21 protein-coding genes are annotated in these 20,093 nt (G+C 38.7%); all 21 read left to right on the forward strand.

Going from position 1 to position 20,093, the window contains the following annotated elements; genetic code table 11:
• Nucleotides 1-115 precede the first annotated feature (115 nt).
• The 21 genes from spx (at nucleotide 116) to mraY (ending at nucleotide 19,970) form a co-directional block, all read left to right on the forward strand.
• Nucleotides 116-541, forward strand: a complete 426-nt coding sequence (gene spx, locus GHI45_RS01260; RefSeq protein WP_147779341.1) for a transcriptional regulator Spx — start codon at nucleotides 116-118, stop codon at nucleotides 539-541.
• Nucleotides 542-619: 78 nt separating this feature from the next.
• Nucleotides 620-1,477 (forward strand): bifunctional methylenetetrahydrofolate dehydrogenase/methenyltetrahydrofolate cyclohydrolase, encoded by an 858-nt coding sequence (locus GHI45_RS01265; RefSeq protein ID WP_147779342.1) that lies wholly within the window; start codon nucleotides 620-622, stop codon nucleotides 1,475-1,477.
• 9 nt (nucleotides 1,478-1,486) lie between these two features.
• Nucleotides 1,487-2,017, forward strand: coding sequence for a hypothetical protein (locus GHI45_RS01270; protein WP_147779343.1), 531 nt, complete (start codon nucleotides 1,487-1,489; stop codon nucleotides 2,015-2,017).
• Nucleotides 2,018-2,079: 62 nt separating this feature from the next.
• On the forward strand, nucleotides 2,080-3,333 hold the full coding sequence (gene xseA / locus GHI45_RS01275; RefSeq protein WP_147779344.1) for an exodeoxyribonuclease VII large subunit: 1,254 nt from the start codon (nucleotides 2,080-2,082) through the stop codon (nucleotides 3,331-3,333).
• A gap of 1 nt (nucleotide 3,334) precedes the next feature.
• The gene (locus GHI45_RS01280; RefSeq protein ID WP_147779345.1) at nucleotides 3,335-3,574 is read left to right on the forward strand and encodes an exodeoxyribonuclease VII small subunit; all 240 of its coding nucleotides are present in this window, start codon (nucleotides 3,335-3,337) and stop codon (nucleotides 3,572-3,574) included.
• A 197-nt stretch (nucleotides 3,575-3,771) separates the two neighbouring features.
• Nucleotides 3,772-5,814 (forward strand): MucBP domain-containing protein, encoded by a 2,043-nt coding sequence (locus GHI45_RS01285; protein WP_147779346.1) that lies wholly within the window; start codon nucleotides 3,772-3,774, stop codon nucleotides 5,812-5,814.
• A gap of 253 nt (nucleotides 5,815-6,067) precedes the next feature.
• Complete coding sequence (hemQ, locus tag GHI45_RS01290) at nucleotides 6,068-6,823, forward strand: hydrogen peroxide-dependent heme synthase (RefSeq protein WP_147779347.1); 756 nt, start codon at nucleotides 6,068-6,070, stop codon at nucleotides 6,821-6,823.
• 10 nt (nucleotides 6,824-6,833) lie between these two features.
• Nucleotides 6,834-7,037 carry a hypothetical protein gene (locus tag GHI45_RS11350; protein WP_228385980.1) on the forward strand — a complete coding sequence of 68 codons (204 nt, stop codon included), beginning with the start codon at nucleotides 6,834-6,836 and terminating at the stop codon, nucleotides 7,035-7,037.
• Nucleotides 7,025-8,179 (forward strand): MFS transporter, encoded by a 1,155-nt coding sequence (locus tag GHI45_RS01295; protein ID WP_255471382.1) that lies wholly within the window; start codon nucleotides 7,025-7,027, stop codon nucleotides 8,177-8,179. Before GHI45_RS11350 ends, GHI45_RS01295 begins: the two co-directional genes overlap by 13 nt.
• Nucleotides 8,172-9,071, forward strand: coding sequence for a ferrochelatase (hemH, locus tag GHI45_RS01300; RefSeq protein WP_147779348.1), 900 nt, complete (start codon nucleotides 8,172-8,174; stop codon nucleotides 9,069-9,071). The genes GHI45_RS01295 and hemH overlap by 8 nt, the downstream gene beginning before the upstream one ends.
• A gap of 273 nt (nucleotides 9,072-9,344) precedes the next feature.
• The gene (locus GHI45_RS01305) at nucleotides 9,345-10,202 is read left to right on the forward strand and encodes a polyprenyl synthetase family protein (RefSeq protein ID WP_147779349.1); all 858 of its coding nucleotides are present in this window, start codon (nucleotides 9,345-9,347) and stop codon (nucleotides 10,200-10,202) included.
• Between the two features lie 36 nt (nucleotides 10,203-10,238).
• Entirely contained in the window at nucleotides 10,239-11,048 is an 810-nt protein-coding gene (locus tag GHI45_RS01310; RefSeq protein ID WP_147779350.1) for a TlyA family RNA methyltransferase, read from the forward strand.
• Complete coding sequence (locus GHI45_RS01315; protein WP_147779351.1) at nucleotides 11,045-11,491, forward strand: arginine repressor; 447 nt, start codon at nucleotides 11,045-11,047, stop codon at nucleotides 11,489-11,491. Before GHI45_RS01310 ends, GHI45_RS01315 begins: the two co-directional genes overlap by 4 nt.
• 40 nt (nucleotides 11,492-11,531) lie before the next feature.
• Nucleotides 11,532-11,657, forward strand: a complete 126-nt coding sequence (locus GHI45_RS11470) for a hypothetical protein (protein WP_255471383.1) — start codon at nucleotides 11,532-11,534, stop codon at nucleotides 11,655-11,657.
• A gap of 140 nt (nucleotides 11,658-11,797) precedes the next feature.
• A complete protein-coding gene (gene recN / locus GHI45_RS01320) occupies nucleotides 11,798-13,465 on the forward strand; it encodes a DNA repair protein RecN (RefSeq protein ID WP_147779352.1) in 1,668 nt (555 codons plus the stop codon).
• A 10-nt stretch (nucleotides 13,466-13,475) separates the two neighbouring features.
• Nucleotides 13,476-13,997 (forward strand): DUF805 domain-containing protein, encoded by a 522-nt coding sequence (locus GHI45_RS01325; RefSeq protein WP_147779353.1) that lies wholly within the window; start codon nucleotides 13,476-13,478, stop codon nucleotides 13,995-13,997.
• 41 nt (nucleotides 13,998-14,038) lie between these two features.
• A complete protein-coding gene (locus GHI45_RS01330) occupies nucleotides 14,039-14,932 on the forward strand; it encodes a DUF805 domain-containing protein (protein WP_147779354.1) in 894 nt (297 codons plus the stop codon).
• A 278-nt stretch (nucleotides 14,933-15,210) separates the two neighbouring features.
• On the forward strand, nucleotides 15,211-16,170 hold the full coding sequence (rsmH, locus tag GHI45_RS01335) for a 16S rRNA (cytosine(1402)-N(4))-methyltransferase RsmH (RefSeq protein ID WP_147779355.1): 960 nt from the start codon (nucleotides 15,211-15,213) through the stop codon (nucleotides 16,168-16,170).
• A 48-nt stretch (nucleotides 16,171-16,218) separates the two neighbouring features.
• Nucleotides 16,219-16,599: a cell division protein FtsL gene (locus tag GHI45_RS01340; RefSeq protein WP_147779356.1), complete on the forward strand. Its 381-nt coding sequence runs from the start codon at nucleotides 16,219-16,221 to the stop codon at nucleotides 16,597-16,599.
• Complete coding sequence (locus GHI45_RS01345) at nucleotides 16,596-18,899, forward strand: penicillin-binding transpeptidase domain-containing protein (RefSeq protein ID WP_147779357.1); 2,304 nt, start codon at nucleotides 16,596-16,598, stop codon at nucleotides 18,897-18,899. Before GHI45_RS01340 ends, GHI45_RS01345 begins: the two co-directional genes overlap by 4 nt.
• Before the next feature lie 30 nt (nucleotides 18,900-18,929).
• Nucleotides 18,930-19,970 (forward strand): phospho-N-acetylmuramoyl-pentapeptide-transferase, encoded by a 1,041-nt coding sequence (gene mraY, locus GHI45_RS01350; RefSeq protein WP_147779358.1) that lies wholly within the window; start codon nucleotides 18,930-18,932, stop codon nucleotides 19,968-19,970.
• Nucleotides 19,971-20,093: the final 123 nt, after the last annotated feature.

The raw sequence follows: 20,093 nt of genomic DNA on the forward strand, positions 1-20,093 counted from the left end.
AAAAACGTGAATTCTATAAAATACTCATTTACTTATTTTCTAATCATGTTATAATATCATTATAAATAAATGAGAAAAGCATTAGAAAATTAAAAATAAGTGAGGACAACACCCCATGATTAAAATTTACACTGTAATGTCGTGCAGCTCGTGCAAAAAAGCAAAAGAATGGCTTGAAAGCCATCAACTCGAATTCGAAGAAATAAACTTGATTTCTGACAAAATTACTCGGGAGGACTTCTTGAAAATTTTATCGCTGACTGAAAATGGGACAGAAGAGATCATTTCCAAAAGAAGTAGAGCATACCAACGTTTAGACCTTGATTTTGACCGACTATCAATCAACGAATTGGTGCAAATTTTTGGCGATAATCGAACACTTTTACGTCGGCCATTGATTTTAGATGACCGTCGTCTGCAAGTGGGCTACAATGAAGATGACATCCGTAAGTTTTTACCCCGCCAAATTCGACAGGTGGAAATGAAGACAGCGACAGAAAATGTCAAAACATTTGATGAAGAACGCGCTGCAAATAGTTAATGAACAAGAGCGATAGGGAACTATCGTTTTTTTGTCTCAATATGAATGTTCGTTTTTCATTTATGATATACTAGGGGTATGGAAATTATGGATGGAAAAGCGCTCGCAGCCAAGATGCAAGCAAATTTAAAAATAAAAGTTGATGCTTTGAGAGCCAAGGGACTGACACCAGGACTCGTTGTTGTTTTAGTTGGTGAAGACCCAGCCAGTCAGGTATATGTTCGTAACAAAGAACGCCGTGCGACCGAATTGGGCTTGAATTCAAAAATTATTCGTCTGGCAGAAACAGTCTCAGAAGAAGAACTATTGCGCATTATTGAGCAATTAAATCAAGATGAACAATGGCATGGTATTCTTGTTCAACTGCCTTTGCCAAAGCATATTTCAGAAGAAAAAGTTCTCTTAGCCATTGACCCAGATAAAGATGTTGATGGTTTTCACCCGATGAATATGGGCCGTTTATGGTCAGGAAATCCAGTCATGGTTCCAAGCACGCCAGCAGGAATTATGGAAATGTTTAAGGATTATGGGGTTGATTTGGCAGGAAAACGTGCTGTCGTTATTGGACGGTCTAATATCGTTGGAAAACCAATGGCGCAGCTTTTGATGATGGCAAATGCCACCGTAACTATTGCGCATAGTCGGACTGAAAATCTGTCAGCTCTGACAAAAGAGGCAGATATTTTAGTTGTTGCTATTGGGCAGGCTAAATTTATCACGGCTGACATGGTCAAAAAAGGTGCTGTTGTCATTGATGTCGGAATGGACAGAGATGAAGAAACTGGGAAACTATGTGGCGATGTTGATTTTGCCAGTGTGAAGGATGTAGCGCGTCTGATTACACCTGTCCCTGGTGGTGTAGGCCCGATGACGATTACCATGCTGATGGAGCAGACCGTAAGGGCAGCAGAACGCTCAGCTCTCAAGAAAGATTAAGGAAGAAAAATGCCAGAAAAAAAAGTCGCTTTTCGTAAGCGTCCCTTGATGACAATTGGATTCGTGGGAATGACGGTCGTTTTACTGTGGAGCAGTTTTTCTTTGATTCAGGTAGGAAATTTCATGGGTTACTGGCTTTTATTGCTGGGCCTTGTGACTTTACTTGCTTCATATGGACTCGTCCTTCGTCTGTTTGTGCCCGCCATTCGTTATTCGAGTGAGGCCATTCGCTTTCAAAGAATTGCCTTGTTCAAGTCAAAAGCTACGAAACAAAAAGAACTTTTTAAACTGAAGGACATCAAATCTTTCAAGCACTCTGTTTCTTTGTATCGTGGAACAGAGCGCAATGCATTTGATTTTACGGTCAGCATTGCTGCTAAAGAGCAGATGGGTTATCTTTTGGGCGAAGCAGAAGAAAAATTCGGTCAAAGAAAAAATGCACCTGCTCATATTGAAATCAGCATGCCTGACCTTAATCACAGCGACCGTGCCGCATTCATTGATTTCTTGAATCAACAGGTAAAGAAACAGCGAAGATAATGGAAAGTAAGGCTTTGAAATCCAATTTTCTCTTACTTGGTCTCTTTTAGGAAAGATGTAATATGACAGAATATTTAACAGTAACCACATTAACAAAATATCTTTCAGCCAAATTTTCACGTGATCCTCATTTGGAGCGGGTTTATTTGACAGGAGAGATTTCCAATTTTAGACAAAGGCCCAATCATCAGTATTTCGCGATCAAAGACGAAGGTGCCGTTATTCAAGCGACCATGTGGGCAGGCCAGTTTAGAAAACTAGACTTCAAATTGGAAGACGGCATGAAAGTCCTTGTCGTTGGACGCGTTTCCCTGTATGCACCGTCGGGTTCGTATTCAATCAATATTGAAACCATTGTGCCAGACGGCATTGGGAGTTTAGCAGTCAAATTTGAACAGGTCAAGAAAAAATTGACCGCAGAAGGTTTATTTGAAGCCCGTTTTAAACAGGCGATTCCAGCATTTTCTAAGAAAATTGCTGTTGTCACTTCACCATCTGGTGCGGTCATTCGAGACATCATCACAACGGTTCAGCGGCGCTTTCCAATGTCTCAAATTGTCCTTTATCCTACAAAAGTGCAAGGAGAAGGATCGGCTGCTGAAATCGCAGGAAATATCAAATGTGCCAATGACCGTGGTGATTTTGATGTCATGATTATCGGGCGTGGCGGTGGTTCAATTGAAGACTTGTGGGGCTTCAATGAAGAAAGTGTTGTTCGGGCCATTTTTGAGTCACGAATTCCTGTGATTTCGTCCGTTGGACATGAAACAGATGTGACTCTGGCAGACTTTGTGGCAGATAAAAGGGCGGCAACCCCAACTGCTGCTGCTGAACTGGCGACACCAAATTCGAAAGTTGATTTGCTTTCTTGGACAAATGATCAAGAACAGCGCATGACCAATCGTTTGTCAGGCCTGATGAAAAATTATCGAGAAAAGGTTGAAAAAATATCAAATTCCGTTGTTTTTCGTCAGCCCGAACGCCTGTATGACGGGCATGTTCAAAAGCTCGATCACTTGGTAGAACGGCTGTCAGTACTGACAGAGCAGAAACTTGCCAGCAATCAGCACCGTTATGAGCTATCAGCGACCAGATTGATGCCAGCCTATCGTAAAATCATTGAACAAAAAAGAAATCGAATGGAACGTGCCAGCCAAAATCTCCTTTTATTAGATATTTCTAAGATTAAAGCAAGAGGATTTTCGGTTGTTACAAACCAAGACGGAAAAATCATTAAAAGTGTCAAAGAAGTGAAAAAGGGCGAAACGCTTGAACTTTCACTGGTTGACGGCAGCATAAAAACGGAGGTCAAATAAGATGCCAGCAAAAAAAGACGAAGCAAAATTTGAAGAAAATTTAGTAGAATTAGAAACCATTGTTAGAAAATTAGAGAGTGGCGACGTTGCGCTTGAAGATGCCATTGCCGAATTCCAAAAAGGCATGCTTCTTTCTGAAAAATTGAAAAAAACACTCAATGAAGCAGAAGAAACACTTGTAAAAATCGTTGGTAAAGACGGCTCAGAAAGTGAATTTTCACCCGAGCAAAAATCATATTGAGTTAAAAAAACTTGCAGAAATGTAGGTTTTTTTTGATGCAATGATAAGAAAGAATTACATTTGTACAAATAAATTTCTAAAAAATTGAAATATTGATGAGCTAGAAATTTTGATCTTTTGTTAACAACAATTTTTTTGACAGTTTAGTTAATTTTGATTACAATTAAATTACAACAACTAAAGATAGGTAATCATTAATGAAAAAGAGAACAACATTTCTTGCACTGGGGATTATTTTATCCAGTCAATTTATGCCGCTTATGGCTCATGCAGAAGGAATACAAGTTCCTACATCAGCAGAGAAGTTATCAGAAGCTTCTAGTCATGAAATAGAAGGTACTGATTCTAACTTTGAAGAGATTATCGCAACAGGAGAAGATACAACTTCTAACTCCGACGCACTTGAGACAATTTCTTCAGAATTAGAAGCTGATGAAAAAATAGAGGTAAACCAGTATGATAGTATAGAAGTCATTACAGATTCAATATCCGATTCAACCAATATTGCTGAAGGGGTTTTTGGAACATCAGAATGGACGATTGATGCTTCAGGGACTTTGCATATTCGGGAAGGCACTTTTGCAGATACGCCAGCGAATGCCAGCGGAGGAGTTTTTGGACCATGGTATCAGTGGCGTGACCAGATTTATCATGTTCGTTTTGAAGGTGAAGTTGTTGCTGGAAAAAGGTTGAGCAGATTGTTTGAGTATTTTAGTCATGTCGAAGTTATTGAAGGAATTGAAAAATTGGACACGTCTGAAACGACCCACATGTCGCGCGTATTTGCAGAATGTAGGAGTCTCAAAAGTTTAGATTTGAGCTCTTGGGATGTGTCAAATGCAACTGAAATTTATTCTCTATTCTATGGTGCAGAACAGATGGAAACACTAGATGTGTCTACTTGGGATGTATCAAATGTCACGAGTATGTCATTTACGTTTGCATATATGCCAAAACTTAAGGTATTAGATTTGTCTCAATGGAAGGTAACACCACTCGGTCTAGCACAAGGTGTCTTCATGGGTGACAGGTCGATAGAGTCGCTTGATCTTTCAGGATTTGACATGACAAAATTGATGACGCTCACCAGTGGGCTTCCTTCAGGTTATGAGATGGCTTCATTTTTTAAAGGGGCCACTTCTTTAAGAAGCTTGAAGCTAGGAGAAAACTTCAGATTTTGGTCTGGTGAAAAGGCCAATGTAGAACTACCAGAAATAACGAAAAATAACAGCTATACTGGTAAGTGGCAAAATGTATCTTCAGGAACCAGCCAAAAACCTACTGGGACTGATTTGTGGACAAGCGATGAATTAGTAGCAAACTTTACTTCTCATCCTAAAAACGACATTTATGTCTGGCAAACGAGACAAATTGCTGGAGCAGATATTACGGTTCGATACCTCGATGAAAATGATGTTGAAATTGCGAATACTGAGACATTAACGGGTTATGTTGGGGAAGCATATCAATCTAGTCAGAAAGACATCACTGGGTACAGCTTTAAGGAAGTCAAAGCAGATAATACTAATGGAGTTTTTACTGAACACTCACAAGTAGTGACTTATGTTTATAGCCGTAATTCTGCTGATGTGACGGTTGAATACGTCGATGAAAATGGAAAATCACTTACAGAAGCGGTAATATTAACAGGTAAATTTGGTGAGAACTATTCATCAGAACAAAAATCATTTTCTGGATACACCTTTAAAGAAGTGAAAGAAAAAAATGAGACGGGTGTATTTACAGATCAAGCGCAAACAGTGACTTATCTTTATCATAAAGACAAGGAAATCGTTTGGTCAGAAGTGACAGTCCATTATCTCGATGAATCGAATAATCAGATTGCTGATTCCATCATATTAACTGGTCATGTTGGAGAAGCTTATCACTCGGACAAAAAAGAAATTTCTGGTTATACTTTTAAAGAAACCAAAGGAAATATTAAGGGAACATTTGAAGAAAACGCACAGACCGTTATTTATATCTATGCTGAAAATTCAAAAGAAGAAATCATAGTTCCTGAGGAAAAAGACGATAAGGAATTGAATAATTCTAGTCAAGTTCAATCAAGTTCTAATACAAGTTCTCAATCGAATTCTAGTTTAAGCTCAAATTCCACGAGGAAGCTGCCAGAAACAGGAAGCCAATCAGTAGTTGTTCCCATTTTTATGGGCGGCGTATTTTTAGGAATTGGAACACTTCTTCATCTATTCAAAAAACGGAACAGCAAAAAAACATAGAAATTCTATGTTTTTTTGTTGAATAATTGGCAGATTTGTTTGAATTTTTTCAAACAAATTTTTTGTTCTACTTTTTTGTGAAAGTAATATCAAATTTGTATTTCTCATTTCGGAACAGACAGTCTTAATTAAATATTGTGATAAAATTAATTAGATGTGATTGTTAATTAAGTTACAAAGTTTAAGCAGTCAGATCGATTAACTTAATTATTTTGATTAAGGAAGAGGAGGTGCATCATGATTTCCCCAAAGTGTGGAAACATTAGATGGTTGGTATGCCTTGCATGTGATTTATAAAATGGATTGGCATGCTTGGAATCAGTTGGATCAAACAACAAAAAAAGAGTTTATTAAAGAACTGCAAACAGTAATTAAAGACTGGAAGCAGGTGGAAATAGATGAAAATGGGAGCCATTATCTTTGGAATGTGACTGGACATAAAGGAGATTGGGGCATTTTTATATTGCGCCCAGAACTCAAGGATTTGAACGAAGCTGAAAATCGTTTGACAACCTTAAAGATTTACGATTATCTCAATCCTGTTCATAGTTATGTTTCAGTCATGGAGCTTAGCACTTATAGTGGCATGCCAAAAACAGAAACAGGGATGAAGCGCGCAAAAGCGCATATGTATCCCATTCTTCCAAAAGATGAATACATCTGTTTTTATCCCATGAATAAAGTGCGCGCAGGCGACATTAATTGGTACACGCTTCCTTATGAGAAACGTCAAGAATTAATGAAAGAACACGGCATGATTGGACGTAAATATGCTGGTAAGATCCACCAATATATTACGGGATCGATTGGATTTGATGATCATGAATGGGGCGTTACATTATTGGCGAATGATCCTTTGCAGTTTAAAAAGATTATTTATGAAATGCGATTTTCTGAGGCCAGCAGTGTTTATTCAGATTTTCCATATTTTATTGTTGGGCGCTCATTAAATGACGATGAAGCTTTAGAAAATTATTTTCGTTGTCAGTTGTCGCATGTAGAGAAGTAGGAGTTTTGTTTTGTTATCAGGAGTAAAATCTACGAAAAGTTTTCGTTGGTTAATTATTATTAGTTTATTTGTTACGCAGCTAGATTCAGGAATTATTAGTACAAATTTGTCATCAATGACACGTGAGTTAATGCTGTCAGCCATGCAAAAAGGTTGGGTTGTTTCGATTTATACCATTGGCTTGCTTTTAGCAAGCCAATTATGGGAAATTTAATTGACCGCTATGGTTATCGTTTCGTCTTTTTGACGGAGTTGGCCTTTTATTTTGTGGGAGTTATGGGAATTGCTTTGAGTCATTCTTTTCCAGTTTTATTGGTAAGCCGTTTGATCCAAGCTTTCGGAAGTAGCTCATTATTGACTTTGGCGATTTCATTGGTCTTTGCCACGCATGAAAATAAGGTAGGATCTAAAGTTGGGACAGTCGGTGTTTGGGTTTCCCTTGCGACCATTGTTGCCCCGCTTGCGAGCGTGATTAGTTTGGCACGGACGCACAACTGGCGCTCAATTTATTTCGTCCTGGCACTATTGATTTTTGTCTTGTTTATTTTAGGCTTATGGTTGATGCCTAAACATAAAGAAGGAACGGTTGGTTCGTTTGACATCAAAGGAAATACTGTTTTTGCTATTGGACTTGTCATGTTCAACCTGTTCCTAAGTGTTGGTATTCCAAGAAAAAGTTTCCTTTTGAGCATTTGTTTGATTGTTTTAAGTCTGCTCATGCTCTGGTTCTTCATAAAAATTGAGACCAAAAGAGAAAATGAACAAAAGCACGTCTTGATTTCTAAACGCCTTTGGTCAAACCGACTCTATCGTAAAACCTTGTTTAATGGAATGGTTACGGGATTGGTTATGTCCTTGTTTACTTTCTTCCCTTCATTTATTGAGGCTTCTTACCATGTCAATAGTCGTAGAGCGGGTTCGTTTTTGACTTTGATGGCAGTCGGAACTCTTATAGGAGCGAAAATTGGTGGCTTTTGGACTGAAAAACGCGGTGCTTTACAAGCCAGTCGTGGTGCCATGCTTTGTGTGGCAGTCAGTCTTATTTTGATGTTCGCTAGCTTGAATTCATTCATGCTCTTCTTAGTCGCTTTAATCTTGTTTGGGATAGCCATTGGAATGGTCATGTCAGTAACTTTACAAGTGATGATTGTTGAGATTTCGCCGGATGACCGCAATGTTTCATTGAGTTTATTATCTATTTCTAAAAAAATGGGAATGGTATTGGGAATTACTTTGGTTAGTTTGTTTGCAGGACTTTTGGATGCGACTGGAATTAAAGCCATGTTAATCTTATTAGTTGTTGCGACATTAATCGGAAGTATTGTTTTAAGAAAAGGAGTAAGTAAAAATGTCTAAAAAAATAGCAGTATTATTGATGAGTTATGGAACGCCAAACAACATTGATGAAATTTGGGATTATTATACTCACATTCGTCATGGTCATGTACCAACACAAGCTTTGTATGACGAATTAGTCGGACGTTACGAAGAAATTGGTGGTGTTTCACCACTTGCCCAAGTGACAGAAGACCAAAGACGTGCAGTCGAAGAAACATTAAACAAACGTGGCGATGTAGAATATGAAGTGTTTAATGGCTTGCGCCATATCCGTCCTTTTATTGAAGATGTCTTGGACGAAATTGTTGCAAAAGGATTTAAAACCATTCATGGTTTGGTTTTGGCACCACATAACTCGACATTTATTCAACAATATCACGATCGTGTGTGTGAGCATCTTGCTGATCATTCAGAAATTACTTATGTTCAACACCACCATTTTTGGAAAGAAGAGGGTTTCTTAAACTTCTGGGCTAAACAAATTCAAGCCACATTAAATCCATCTAAAAAACAAAAATTCTTGTTTACAGCGCATAGTTTACCAGAACGCTTGTTAGCCAATGGAGATCCATACGTTGACGAAATTAAAGCAGCCGCTGCTGCAATTGTTTCTCATGTTGACGGTCAGGTTGATTTTGACAATGCTTGGCAAAGTGTGGGAAGAACAGCTGATAAATGGATTGGCCCAAATGTTGAAGACGTGACAGAAGATTTGATTCTCAAAGAAGGTTACGAAGAAATCATTTATATGCCATTTGGTTTTGTAGCTGACAATTTAGAAACGCTTTACGATAACGATGTAGAATGTAAAGAACAAGTCGAAAAATTGGGTGCAGAATACAAACGTTTGAACATGCCAAACGATAATCAAGTATTTATTGATGGCGTCGTGAACGAATTGACAAAATAAAGAAGTTACATGCGTCATCAAGATGGCAGTGGCTTCAAATAAAAGTCGAAAAGAGGAAGCTCTTTTCGGCTTTTTGCATTTTTATAATGGGAGCGGCTTGTGTTTTGAGTAGTCGCTAAATTTTGGACTGCGTCATAAGAAATACAAGAGTCAATCAAGGAGCTTGTTAGCTCACTTTTGATTTCTGAACGTGCAAATAAAGCGAAAATATTTCGTCAGATGAATGGTATAAAATGAGCCAAAGGCGCCGTTTTTTTGGTATAATTATTACTAATGAACACTAATATTAAAAAAATTGAAGAAGTTCTTGAGAACTTTTATAAAAACCCACAATTTCCTTCACATTTGGCTGATTCAGCGGCCTATTCATTGCTTGCTGGTGGCAAACGGATTCGTCCGGTCTTGCTTTTAGCCATGCTTGAGGCTTATGGCATCACACTTAAACCTGCACATTTTGAGGTTGCAGCAACGGTTGAGATGATTCACACAGGATCGCTCATTCATGACGATTTGCCTGCTATGGATAATGACGATTATCGTCGAGGAAAACTCACCAATCATAAAAAATTTGATGAAGCAACAGCTATTTTAGCTGGGGACAGTCTTTTTCTTGATCCTTATTATGTTCTTGCAAATTGTGGCTTACCTGCAGTAGTTGTGGTTGATTTGGTGAAAGAATTAGCCTATGCTTCGGGTTCGTTTGGCATGGTTGCAGGGCAAGTTTTGGATATGGACGGCGAAGGTCAGACGCTTGAACTTGTACAAATCGAGCAAATTCATCTGCTGAAAACGGGACGTATGTTGACCTTTCCTTTTGTTGCAAGTGGGATTATTGCAGGGAAATCATCTTCAGAAATCGAGAAGTTACGCTCGATTGGGCAGACTTTAGGCCTTGCTTTTCAAGTACGGGATGACATTTTGGATGTGACCAGTTCATTTGAAGAAATCGGAAAAACACCTGGTAAAGATGTTTTAGAAGAGAAATCAACTTACGTTGCGCATTTGGGGCTTGACGGTGCAAAAACACAGTTGAGTGACCTGCTCATCAAGACACAAAAAGACCTGTCAGCACTGACAGAAATTGATGTGACGGAAATTTATCCGATTATTGACCATTTGGCCTTATCATGAGAAAATATTAAAGAAAAAGTTAGAAAAAGAGAACGAATGAAAGAAAGAGTAGATGTTTTAGCGACCAATCAAGCCTTGTTTGACACGCGTGAACAAGCCAAACGTGGCATTATGGCAGGTCTTGTTGTTGATGCAAAAAATGGAGAACGTTTTGACAAGCCAGGTCAAAAAATTGATGAAAACACAGAACTTCGTCTGAAAGGCGAGAAATTGAAATACGTGAGCCGTGGTGGCTTGAAATTGGAAAAAGCCTTGCATGAATTTGGGCTTTCTGTCGATGGAAAAACCTGCCTTGATATTGGCGCCTCAACAGGTGGTTTTACTGATGTCATGCTCCAAAGTGGCGCAAAAATGGTTTATGCACTTGATGTTGGAACCAATCAGTTGGCATGGAAAATCCGCTCGGACGAACGCGTTGTGGTTATGGAACAGTTCAATTTCCGTAACGCTCTTTTGACGGATTTTGAGGTTGGACAGCCTGAATTTGCATCGATTGATGTTAGTTTTATCAGTCTGGATTTGATTTTGCCACCTTTATTTGAAATTTTGGCTGACGGTGGTCATGTGGCAGCATTGATTAAGCCTCAATTTGAAGCTGGGCGTGAGCAAGTCGGGAAAAATGGCATTATCAAAGACCCTAAAATTCATAAATTGACAATTGAAAAAGTCCTCTCGACAGCAATAAAATGTGGTTTTTCCGTGAAAAATCTTACCTTTTCACCGATTAAAGGTGGGGCAGGGAATGTCGAATTTTTAGTGGATTTACTGAAAGATGGAAAAGGTGAAATTGCAAGCACTGTCAGCGTTGACAAGATTTTGCAATCAGAAAAGGAGACACTGGATTGAAGAGAGAAGAACGCTTAAATTTTATTGCTGAATTGATTTCAAAAAACGAAATAAAAACGCAGGATGAATTGGTTGCCTTGCTTTTAAATCATCATGTAGACGTAACACAGGCCACAGTTTCGCGCGACATTAAAACTTTGGATTTGGTCAAAATACCAGCACAGTCGGGCGGTTATTGCTATGCCTTGCCTAAAACTACAGAAGGCCAAACTTTCAATTTATCTCAGCAGGATTTGGTTTATCAGTCGATTTCTGAGATTAAATTGAAAAACGACATGCTTGCTTTGCATGCCAATCCAGGAACGACAAGTTTGATTAAAAGTCATTTGTTGGCTCAATTTGAACAAGAAATTTTTACAGTTATCATTGATGATGACAGTGTTTTGGCTATTTTTGTTACAAGCATTGCGGCTAGAAATGCCTATGATTTACTGAATAATTAATACTGTTTAACTTCTAAAAATGACATTTAGAAGTTAAAGTTTGCGTAAACGCACAAAACATTTGTCGGTTTGCTTAGCAACTAAAGTCGCAAGAGCAAACCGCAAACCGCTTCTTGCGCACGCGCAAGGCAGTATATTTGCAGTTGCCATTTGGCGTTATCGCTGAAAATATTTGTCCGTTTTCCCTAGGCGCTGAAGCGACTGGCAAAAAGGCTTCAGCGATTTACAGCCAATGGACAGCGTAGCAATCTACTAAAAGTTAGCACTTTTAGAGGTTAACTAGTATAAAATCTATTGGAGGGTAAGATGTTACAAGAAATTTCCATAAAAAACTTTGCGATTATTGAGGAAATTCATCTTTCTTTTGAAAATGGGATGACCATTTTAACAGGGGAAACAGGGGCAGGGAAGTCAATTATTATTGATGCCATGGGACTCCTATTGGGCGGACGTGCGTCAAGTGATTTTGTGCGACATGCTGCTGACAAATCCGAAATTGAAGGTTTGTTTTTCTTTCATCATAACTCAGAATTGCTGTCAGTACTGACAGATTTAGGCTTTGAAGATATCAGCAATGAATTGATTTTACGACGAGAAATTTTTGCAAATGGACGGTCGGTTTGTCGCATTAACGGGCAAATGGTTAATCTGACAACCTTGCGTCAAATTGGCGAATTCCTTGTTGATATTCATGGACAACATGATAGTCAAGAATTGATGAATGCCAAACATCATTTGCATTTGTTAGACGAATTTGGCGATGAAAACTTTGAACACGTTAAGGCCATTTATCAAGAAAAATTCGACCGTTACAAAGACTTACGTTTCAAATTGACCAAACGCCAACGCAACGCACAAGAGTTTGCACAACGGATTGAAATTTTGCAGTTTCAAGCAGAAGAAATTGAGGCAGCGGAAATCAATCCTGAAGAAGACCAAAACTTGTATGCCAGACGTGAAAAATTGAACAACATCAAAAACATTGCGGATGCCTTGTCAACTGCTTATTTGGCGCTCGATGATGAAGAAAATGATTATTCCAGTTTGGGAAATATCAAAACCTGCATGAGCGAGCTTGACCAGATTAGTGAGTATGATGCAGATTATCAAAAATTGGCAGACAAGGCAGCAGAGAGCTTTTATTTGTTAGAAGATGTGGCCAGCCAAATCAGTCATCAGTTGGATAATTTGGAATTCAATCCTAATGAGTTGCTTCAAATCAATGACCGTATCATGACCGTGAACACACTCAAGAAAAAATATGGTCCAGAGCTGACCGATGTGGTTCATTATTTAGAAAAAGTTCAGTTAGAGCTGTCAGACCTGACAGGAGTTGAAAATGACTCCGATCTTTTAGAAAGTCAGGTGAAAGAGGCCCAGACAGACCTCATCAATGCCAGTAATACGCTCAATGAAGTACGTCATCAGATTGCCAAAGGACTTGAAACAGACATCAAGCATGAGCTAGCAGAACTTTACATGGAAAAAGCTGATTTTGAAGTCCGCTTTGAAACAGGGAAGTTTTCAGCAAACGGGAATGAACATGTTGAATTTTTCATTCAAACCAATCCTGGTGAAGGCTTTAAACCACTTGCGAAAACAGCATCTGGGGGAGAACTTTCCCGTCTGATGTTGGCTATCAAATCAAGCTTTTCGAGAAAAGAAAATAAAACATCGATTGTATTTGATGAAGTCGATACAGGCGTTTCAGGTCGTGTTGCTCAAGCGATTGCGAACAAAATCTATAAGATTGCCCAAAGCGGGCAAGTGCTTGCCATCAGTCATTTGCCACAGGTTGTTGCCATTGCTGACACGCAATTTTATATCGAAAAAAATTCGTCAGCAGATGTGACAACATCGATTGTTCGCAAATTGCAGCCAGATGAACGTGTGCAAGAAGTGGCCAAAATGTTGGCTGGCGATGATTTGACCAAAGAAGCATTAGCGCAAGCCAAGAAATTATTAGAAAAATAGGAGAATCAAAATGTTTAAAGCATATAAAAAATTCTGGCAAAAAGCCTTGAAATTTGACGGTTACAGCAGTCGCTCGGACTATTGGTGGGTCTTCCTCAGCAATACCATTATCTTTGGAATTCTTTGGGCGGTTCGTTCAATGGTTTCGATTCCAGTTGTGGCCAAAATCATGGAAGATAGTAAGTCTTTGAGCCAAACGGAGCTTTTGGCAAAAGCACAAGATTTGTCACGCCATCCATCAGGTTCAGTTTTGATTGTGGCTATCGTATTTAGTGTGATTGGACTTGCCATCATCATTCCAAATGTCGCCTTGATTACTCGCCGCTTGCGTGATGCTAAAATGCCAACCGTCATTGCCATTCTCTATGGTCTCGGTGCCTTTTATGGCGTATTTGCAGGTTATCTTTCTGGGAGCTTTGTAAGTGTGCTTTCAGCCTTTACGAGCTTGATTACGCTAGTAACTTATGTGCTTTGCCTCTTTCCATCAAAATACAGTGACGAAGAAGATGACGATTCAAGAAATTACGATTGAGTTAAGTTAAATTTGATATTATTTTAAGAATTGGAGGTAATATGTACGATTCATATCATAAGTTTTGGTTAGGATACTTGACCTTTAACAAGAAAACGACTAAAAAAGACTTCTGGCAAGCGATTTTAATGCATGTCATTGTGATTGTAGCGTTGATTTTACTGGCTGTTGGGTTCAATAGTCTGGGGAGCCAAGTGCTGCCTGACGGTTTAACGGCACTTTCGCTCGTTTTTAGATATTTTCTGACTTTTTATTTACTTGCAAGTTTGCTTCCTTTTCTGTCAGTGCTGACTAGACGGATCAATGACACTGGATTGCCTTGGGCCTTGATTTTTCTGTATTTCTTGCCCGTAATCGGTGGTATTATCTTACTGATTTTTGCCCTTTTGAAATCGTCAGAGCATGTACAAATGCCTGAATTTACAGGTGCCTTGCCTGCCCCTAAAATCAATGAAGAAGGAAAAATTTCTTTTGTTCAGATGCTCAAAAATTATGCTGTGGGCTATTGTTTCTTTCGTGGAAGAACCAGTCTAGCTAGTTTTTGGTGGATGCAGCTCCTCTTTTTAGGTATTGGTGCAGTCTGTGGTCTCTTGTCAGTTATGGCAAACCAGTTAGATTTTATCATCTTTGGAACGCATGCCATTTTTACATTTACCATGTACGGTGTCAGCATCTTGATTTTAATTCCAGAGCTATCAATTATGTCAAGAAGGCTTCAAGATACAGGATTTTCAGTGAAAGTCATTTTGAGTTTCTTAGGAGCGGCACTTTTCTTGCTTTTCTATAAAATTGCTTTGGAAAGAGTGAACAGTTTAAGTTATGGGGTACGCAATTTTTCCCTTTTGTACTATTTGATTTTCCTAGCTTCAATGGTTTTGTTTGTGTTGCTCGTTTCAGCTTTGATGAAAAAAAGTCAGCAGTCGAAAGTACAATAATTGATCAAAAAGGACTGTTTTTAAACAGTTTTTTTGATAACCGACGTTTACGCCTCCTGTAAAGAGATTGACACCTTTAAGATGGGAGAAAAAAATCAGACAATCGAAAACAGCGGAGCTGTCCACTTGCTTTGCTTTTATTCGATTAAAGGATTTGACAACAAATTGACAATTTGTAGTAAAAGGGCTTTTAAAATTATCAAAAAGTGGTATAATATAGTGAGTCTATTTTTGAATAAAAATAGCTTTGCAACAAAACACTAAAGGAGAATGGCAACTTGCCTCAAACAAAAGAATTCAAGCATGATACTGTCTTATTACACGAAACTGTGGATCTACTTGAAGTGAAGCCTGATGGAGTTTATGTTGATGCCACCTTAGGTGGTGCTGGACATAGTGAATATCTTTTAAGTCAATTAACAACAGGACACCTTTATTCATTTGACCAAGACCAAACTGCACATGACAATGCGAAAAATCGCCTCTGTCAGCAGCTTGAAGAAGGAAAAGTAACCTTAATTAAAGATAATTTTCGTCATTTAAAGGCAGCCTTGGCTGAACATGATATCAGCAAAATCGATGGCATCATTTACGATTTAGGTGTTTCAAGTCCACAATTCGATGAAACTCAACGTGGTTTTTCTTACAAAAAAGATGCCCGTTTGGATATGCGAATGAACCAAGAACAAGCACTTTCTGCTTATGAAGTCGTTAACGACTATTCCTTTAATGATTTGGTTCGTATTTTTTACCGTTATGGTGAAGATAAATTCGCCAAGCAAATTGCCCGAAAAATTGAACAAAGAAGAGCTGTTCAGCCGATTGAAACAACGCTTGAACTTGCTGATATTATCAAATCAGCGCTCCCACAAAAAGAATTAAAGAAAAAAGGACACCCAGCCAAACAGATTTTTCAAGCCATTCGGATTGAAGTTAACGATGAGTTGGGCGCAGCAGAAGAATCGATTGAACAAGCCATTGACATGTTGAAAGTGGGCGGACGTATCTCTGTCATTACTTTTCATTCTTTGGAAGACCGTTTGACTAAAACGATTTTTAAAGAATATAGTACAGTCAATGTTCCTAAAGGCCTTCCAATGCTTCCCAAAGAAATGGAAGCAAAACTGAAACTGGTTAATCGTAAACCAGTACTTGCCAGTGCCGAGGAATTAGAATTCAACAATCGTGCACACAGTGCCAAACTTCGTGTTGCAGAAAAACAAAACGATAATTCATAAAATGATAATTAAAAGAGAACAGACAATGAAAGATACAAAGGAGGAAAGATGGCAGCTCAACCCAAAGAATATTTCGATATAGAAACCGCCGCTAAAAAAGACAGTTATCGTATCGATAGAGATTCATTAGCTCCAGAAGTTCTTGCAAGTAAATTTCAAAGATTCAATGGTGTCGAAAAGATATTTTATACGGCACTCGTTATCGCTGCGATGACGCTCGTGATTGGTTTGCTATATATTCAAACCAAATCAAAAGAGGTTCAGACTGAAACCATTCGTTTGCAGACGCAGAATACACAGTTGACAACGCAAAATGAAGAGTACACTCAACAAATTACTGATTTGGGTGCTGGTCAGACCTTATCTGATATTGCAGCAAAAGATAACTTATCTCAAAATTTTTCTAATGTATTGAAAGCGACAAAATGATAACATTTTTCAAAAAATTATTTTCTCTCCCCTTCAAAAAAATCAAAAAAAATGCGAAAAAGACTAAACTAAGCTCAGAAAATAATCGCAAACACGTAGGAAAAAGTTTATTTTTCCTAGCTATTACTGTGTTTGGGATTTTTATTTTCCGACTGGTTTGGCTGGTTACGGTCAATCATGTTGGAAGTACCAACTTGAAAGAATACGCCACATATAATTATCAAAGTACCGTAACGGTAACAGCGAAAAGGGGAACGATTTACGATCGTTATGGGAATGCCATCGCTGTTGATGCCAGTAATTACACGATTTATGTTGTACTTGATAAAGAACAAGTCGATGTTAACGGCAATAAATTGTATGCACCAAAAAGCGATTTCGACAAAATTACAAACTTCTTAAATAGTCAACTGGGCATTGATAAGACCTTGATTGAAACACAGCTCAATCTTAAAGGGGCTAAACAAGTCCAATTTGGTACAAAAGGAAGCAATATTTCCCTCCAAAAAATGCAAAGTCTTCAAAAAGCGGCAGATAATGAAGGACTGAAAGGAATTGGCTTTACACCAACAACCGCACGGTCATATCCCTTATCAAATGTTGGCTCTGGCTTTGCCTCTCAATTTATCGGTACCGCATCATCTGTCAACGGCACACTCGTTGGTGCTGATGGTCTTGAGTTAGCATACAATGATATTTTGAGTGGAGAAAATGGTGTCGAAACTTACCAAAAGGATTATTCAGGTCACTCTATTCCAGGGACAACAAAAGTTGAAAAAGAAGTAAAAAATGGTTCTGATGTTTATACAACCTTAGACTCACGCCTTCAAGAACAACTTGAGACCTTGATGGATAAGGCCGCGTCAGATTCAGGTGCGCAACAGTTATCTGCGACACTGATGACGAAAGATGGTCAGATTTTGGCAACGACTCAAAGACCGACTTATACACCAAATACGCGAAGTACGGCAACCGATCAAAAATACTTTACTTATAATAGTCTCCTTTTCCAAACTGGTTTTGAACCGGGTTCTGTTATGAAGACCTTTTTAATGGCTTCAGCATTGGACAGTAATAAAGTTGATTTAAATGCCACTTATGACCGTACAAAGTTGCAAGTTTATGATGCCACAATCAAAGACTGGGACATCAATGAACATTCAACTTACTTGCTACCAACGACCGTTACATTTGCGGATGGTTTCATGATGTCAAGTAACGTCGGAATGTCTAAGATTGAACAACAAATGGGCTACTCGACTTGGAATCAATATTTGAAAAAATTTAAGTTTGACATGCGTGTCCGTACTGGTTTGTCTGGCGAAGTAGCAAGTTCATTGCCTGCAGCCAATGCCGTTTCTCAGGTTCAATCTGCATTTGGACAAGGGATTGCGGTGACACAAATTCAACTGCTCCGTTCATGGACGGCTTTTGCTAACGGTGGTGTCATGTTAGAACCACATGGGGTTAGTCAAATCGTTGATACTAATAACAATACTTCATTGGTAACAGGAAAAGAAATCATCGGAAATCCTGTTTCATCAAGCGCCATATCAAAAACCTTGACCTTGATGGAAGGTGTTGATACCAATGCGACTTACGGGACAGCTTATACTGCCATTGGTGACAGTGAAGATAGTATTGCGCCAAATAGTCCTTTGGTTCAAGTCAATGGACAACCAGCCGCGGTTAAAACGGGGACAGCCCAAATTGCTGCTCCTGGTGGTGGATACCTTCAGGGTGCTGAAAAGAACCTTTATTCAATGGTTGCCATGTACCCTGCGTCAAACCCAGATTTCATCATGTATATGAATATTAAATTGCCTTCAAATACATGGTCTTTGCATTACATCAGTCGCGTAGTTAATTCGATGCTGACACTTGCTGAGGCAAGAAAGAGCGAAATCTTCCAAACCACAAGTGTTGATAAAGCTGGAAAAATTACAATTAAAGATTATACCAATAAAGAACCAGGCACAACAGTAGATAGCTTGCGTCAAGAAGTCTTGCAACCCGTCTTGGTTGGTGATACAACGAATACAGGTTCAAAAATTGTTGAACAGTCCATTGCTTCAGGTAAAAAAGTTGATGCCAATACACGGATCTTATTGTTGACAAATGGAGATCCCATCATGCCTGACATGTACAGTTGGACAAAAGACCAAGTGGAACAAGTCGCAAGTTGGTATAATTTGAAAGTGACTTATTCAGGCTCAGGATCTAAAGTAACAGCTCAAAGCGTTGCTGCATCTTCAAGTTTGAAAAAAGGCCAAGCGATTACGATTACCATGGGAAATTAGTGTCGTTATCGTTTATTAAAGGAGAGTAAAATGTTAGTAGGTGGATTAATAGCGGCGGTAATCTCAATGGTTTTGACCATGATTGCCATTCCTCGCTTTATTATGTTTTTCCATAAGAAAAAGTTGGGAGGACAACCCACACTTGAAGAAGTGAAACAGCATGCTTCAAAAGCTGGAACGCCGACAATGGGTGGCTTTGTCTTTGTTGTGGTAACACTTATTGTGTCATTGGTTGGCGCTTTGATGATGAACATCATGAGTCCCTTGTTTATCATTGCATGGTGGGTTCTTGCTATGTATGCAGTCATTGGTTTCTTTGATGATTTCTTAAAAATATTTAAGAAAATCAATGAAGGATTGACACCTGTTCAAAAATTGCTGGCCCAGATTGCTATCGGTGTTGTTTCTTATGTGATTTATACAGCGGCGCCTCGCTTTAAAGGCCTGCCAGCTGCACATGGAATGAGTCCTGACAAAGGTATGGATCCAAATCATTTGCAAATGTTCAACTGGGATTTTAATATGGGGATTTTCTTCCTTATCTTTATCATTATCTGGTTGGTCGGCTGGTCAAATGCAGTGAATTTGACAGATGGTATTGATGGTTTGGCTTCGATTACAGTTGCGATTTCATTGACGGCCTATGCCATTATCGCGGTTTCTCAAGAACATTATGACATCTTTGTCATTATTTTGGCGATGATTGGTGCCTTACTTGGCTTCTTTGTTTTCAACCATAAACCTGCAAAAATATTTATGGGAGATGTGGGAAGTCTTGCACTTGGTGGCTTTTTGGCAATCATTTCGATTTTACTTCATGTCGAATGGACGCTCTTGTTGATCGGTGCCATTTACGTGATTGAAACTTTGTCAGTCATGATTCAAGTGACTTATTTCAAGAAAACCGGTGGAAAACGTATTTTCCGTATGACCCCTATTCATCATCATTTTGAGTTAGGTGGTTTTTCTGGACATGCTGCGGGCTGGTCAGAATGGAAAATTGACATCGTCTTTTGGATAACAACGGCCCTTTTATCAAGCTTGGCCTTGTGGATTTACTTTAGCTTTTAATCATTAACATAATAAATAAAAAGTCTGTCAGAGCTGACAGGCTTTTTTTATATTAAAGTTTTATTAAATATTATGAATTTTAGTTTCATTTTAGTTTATTATAAGGAATTATTAAGAGGTTAG

Source organism: Lactococcus sp. dk101, from assembly GCF_009601055.1.
Lineage (GTDB): Bacteria > Bacillota > Bacilli > Lactobacillales > Streptococcaceae > Lactococcus.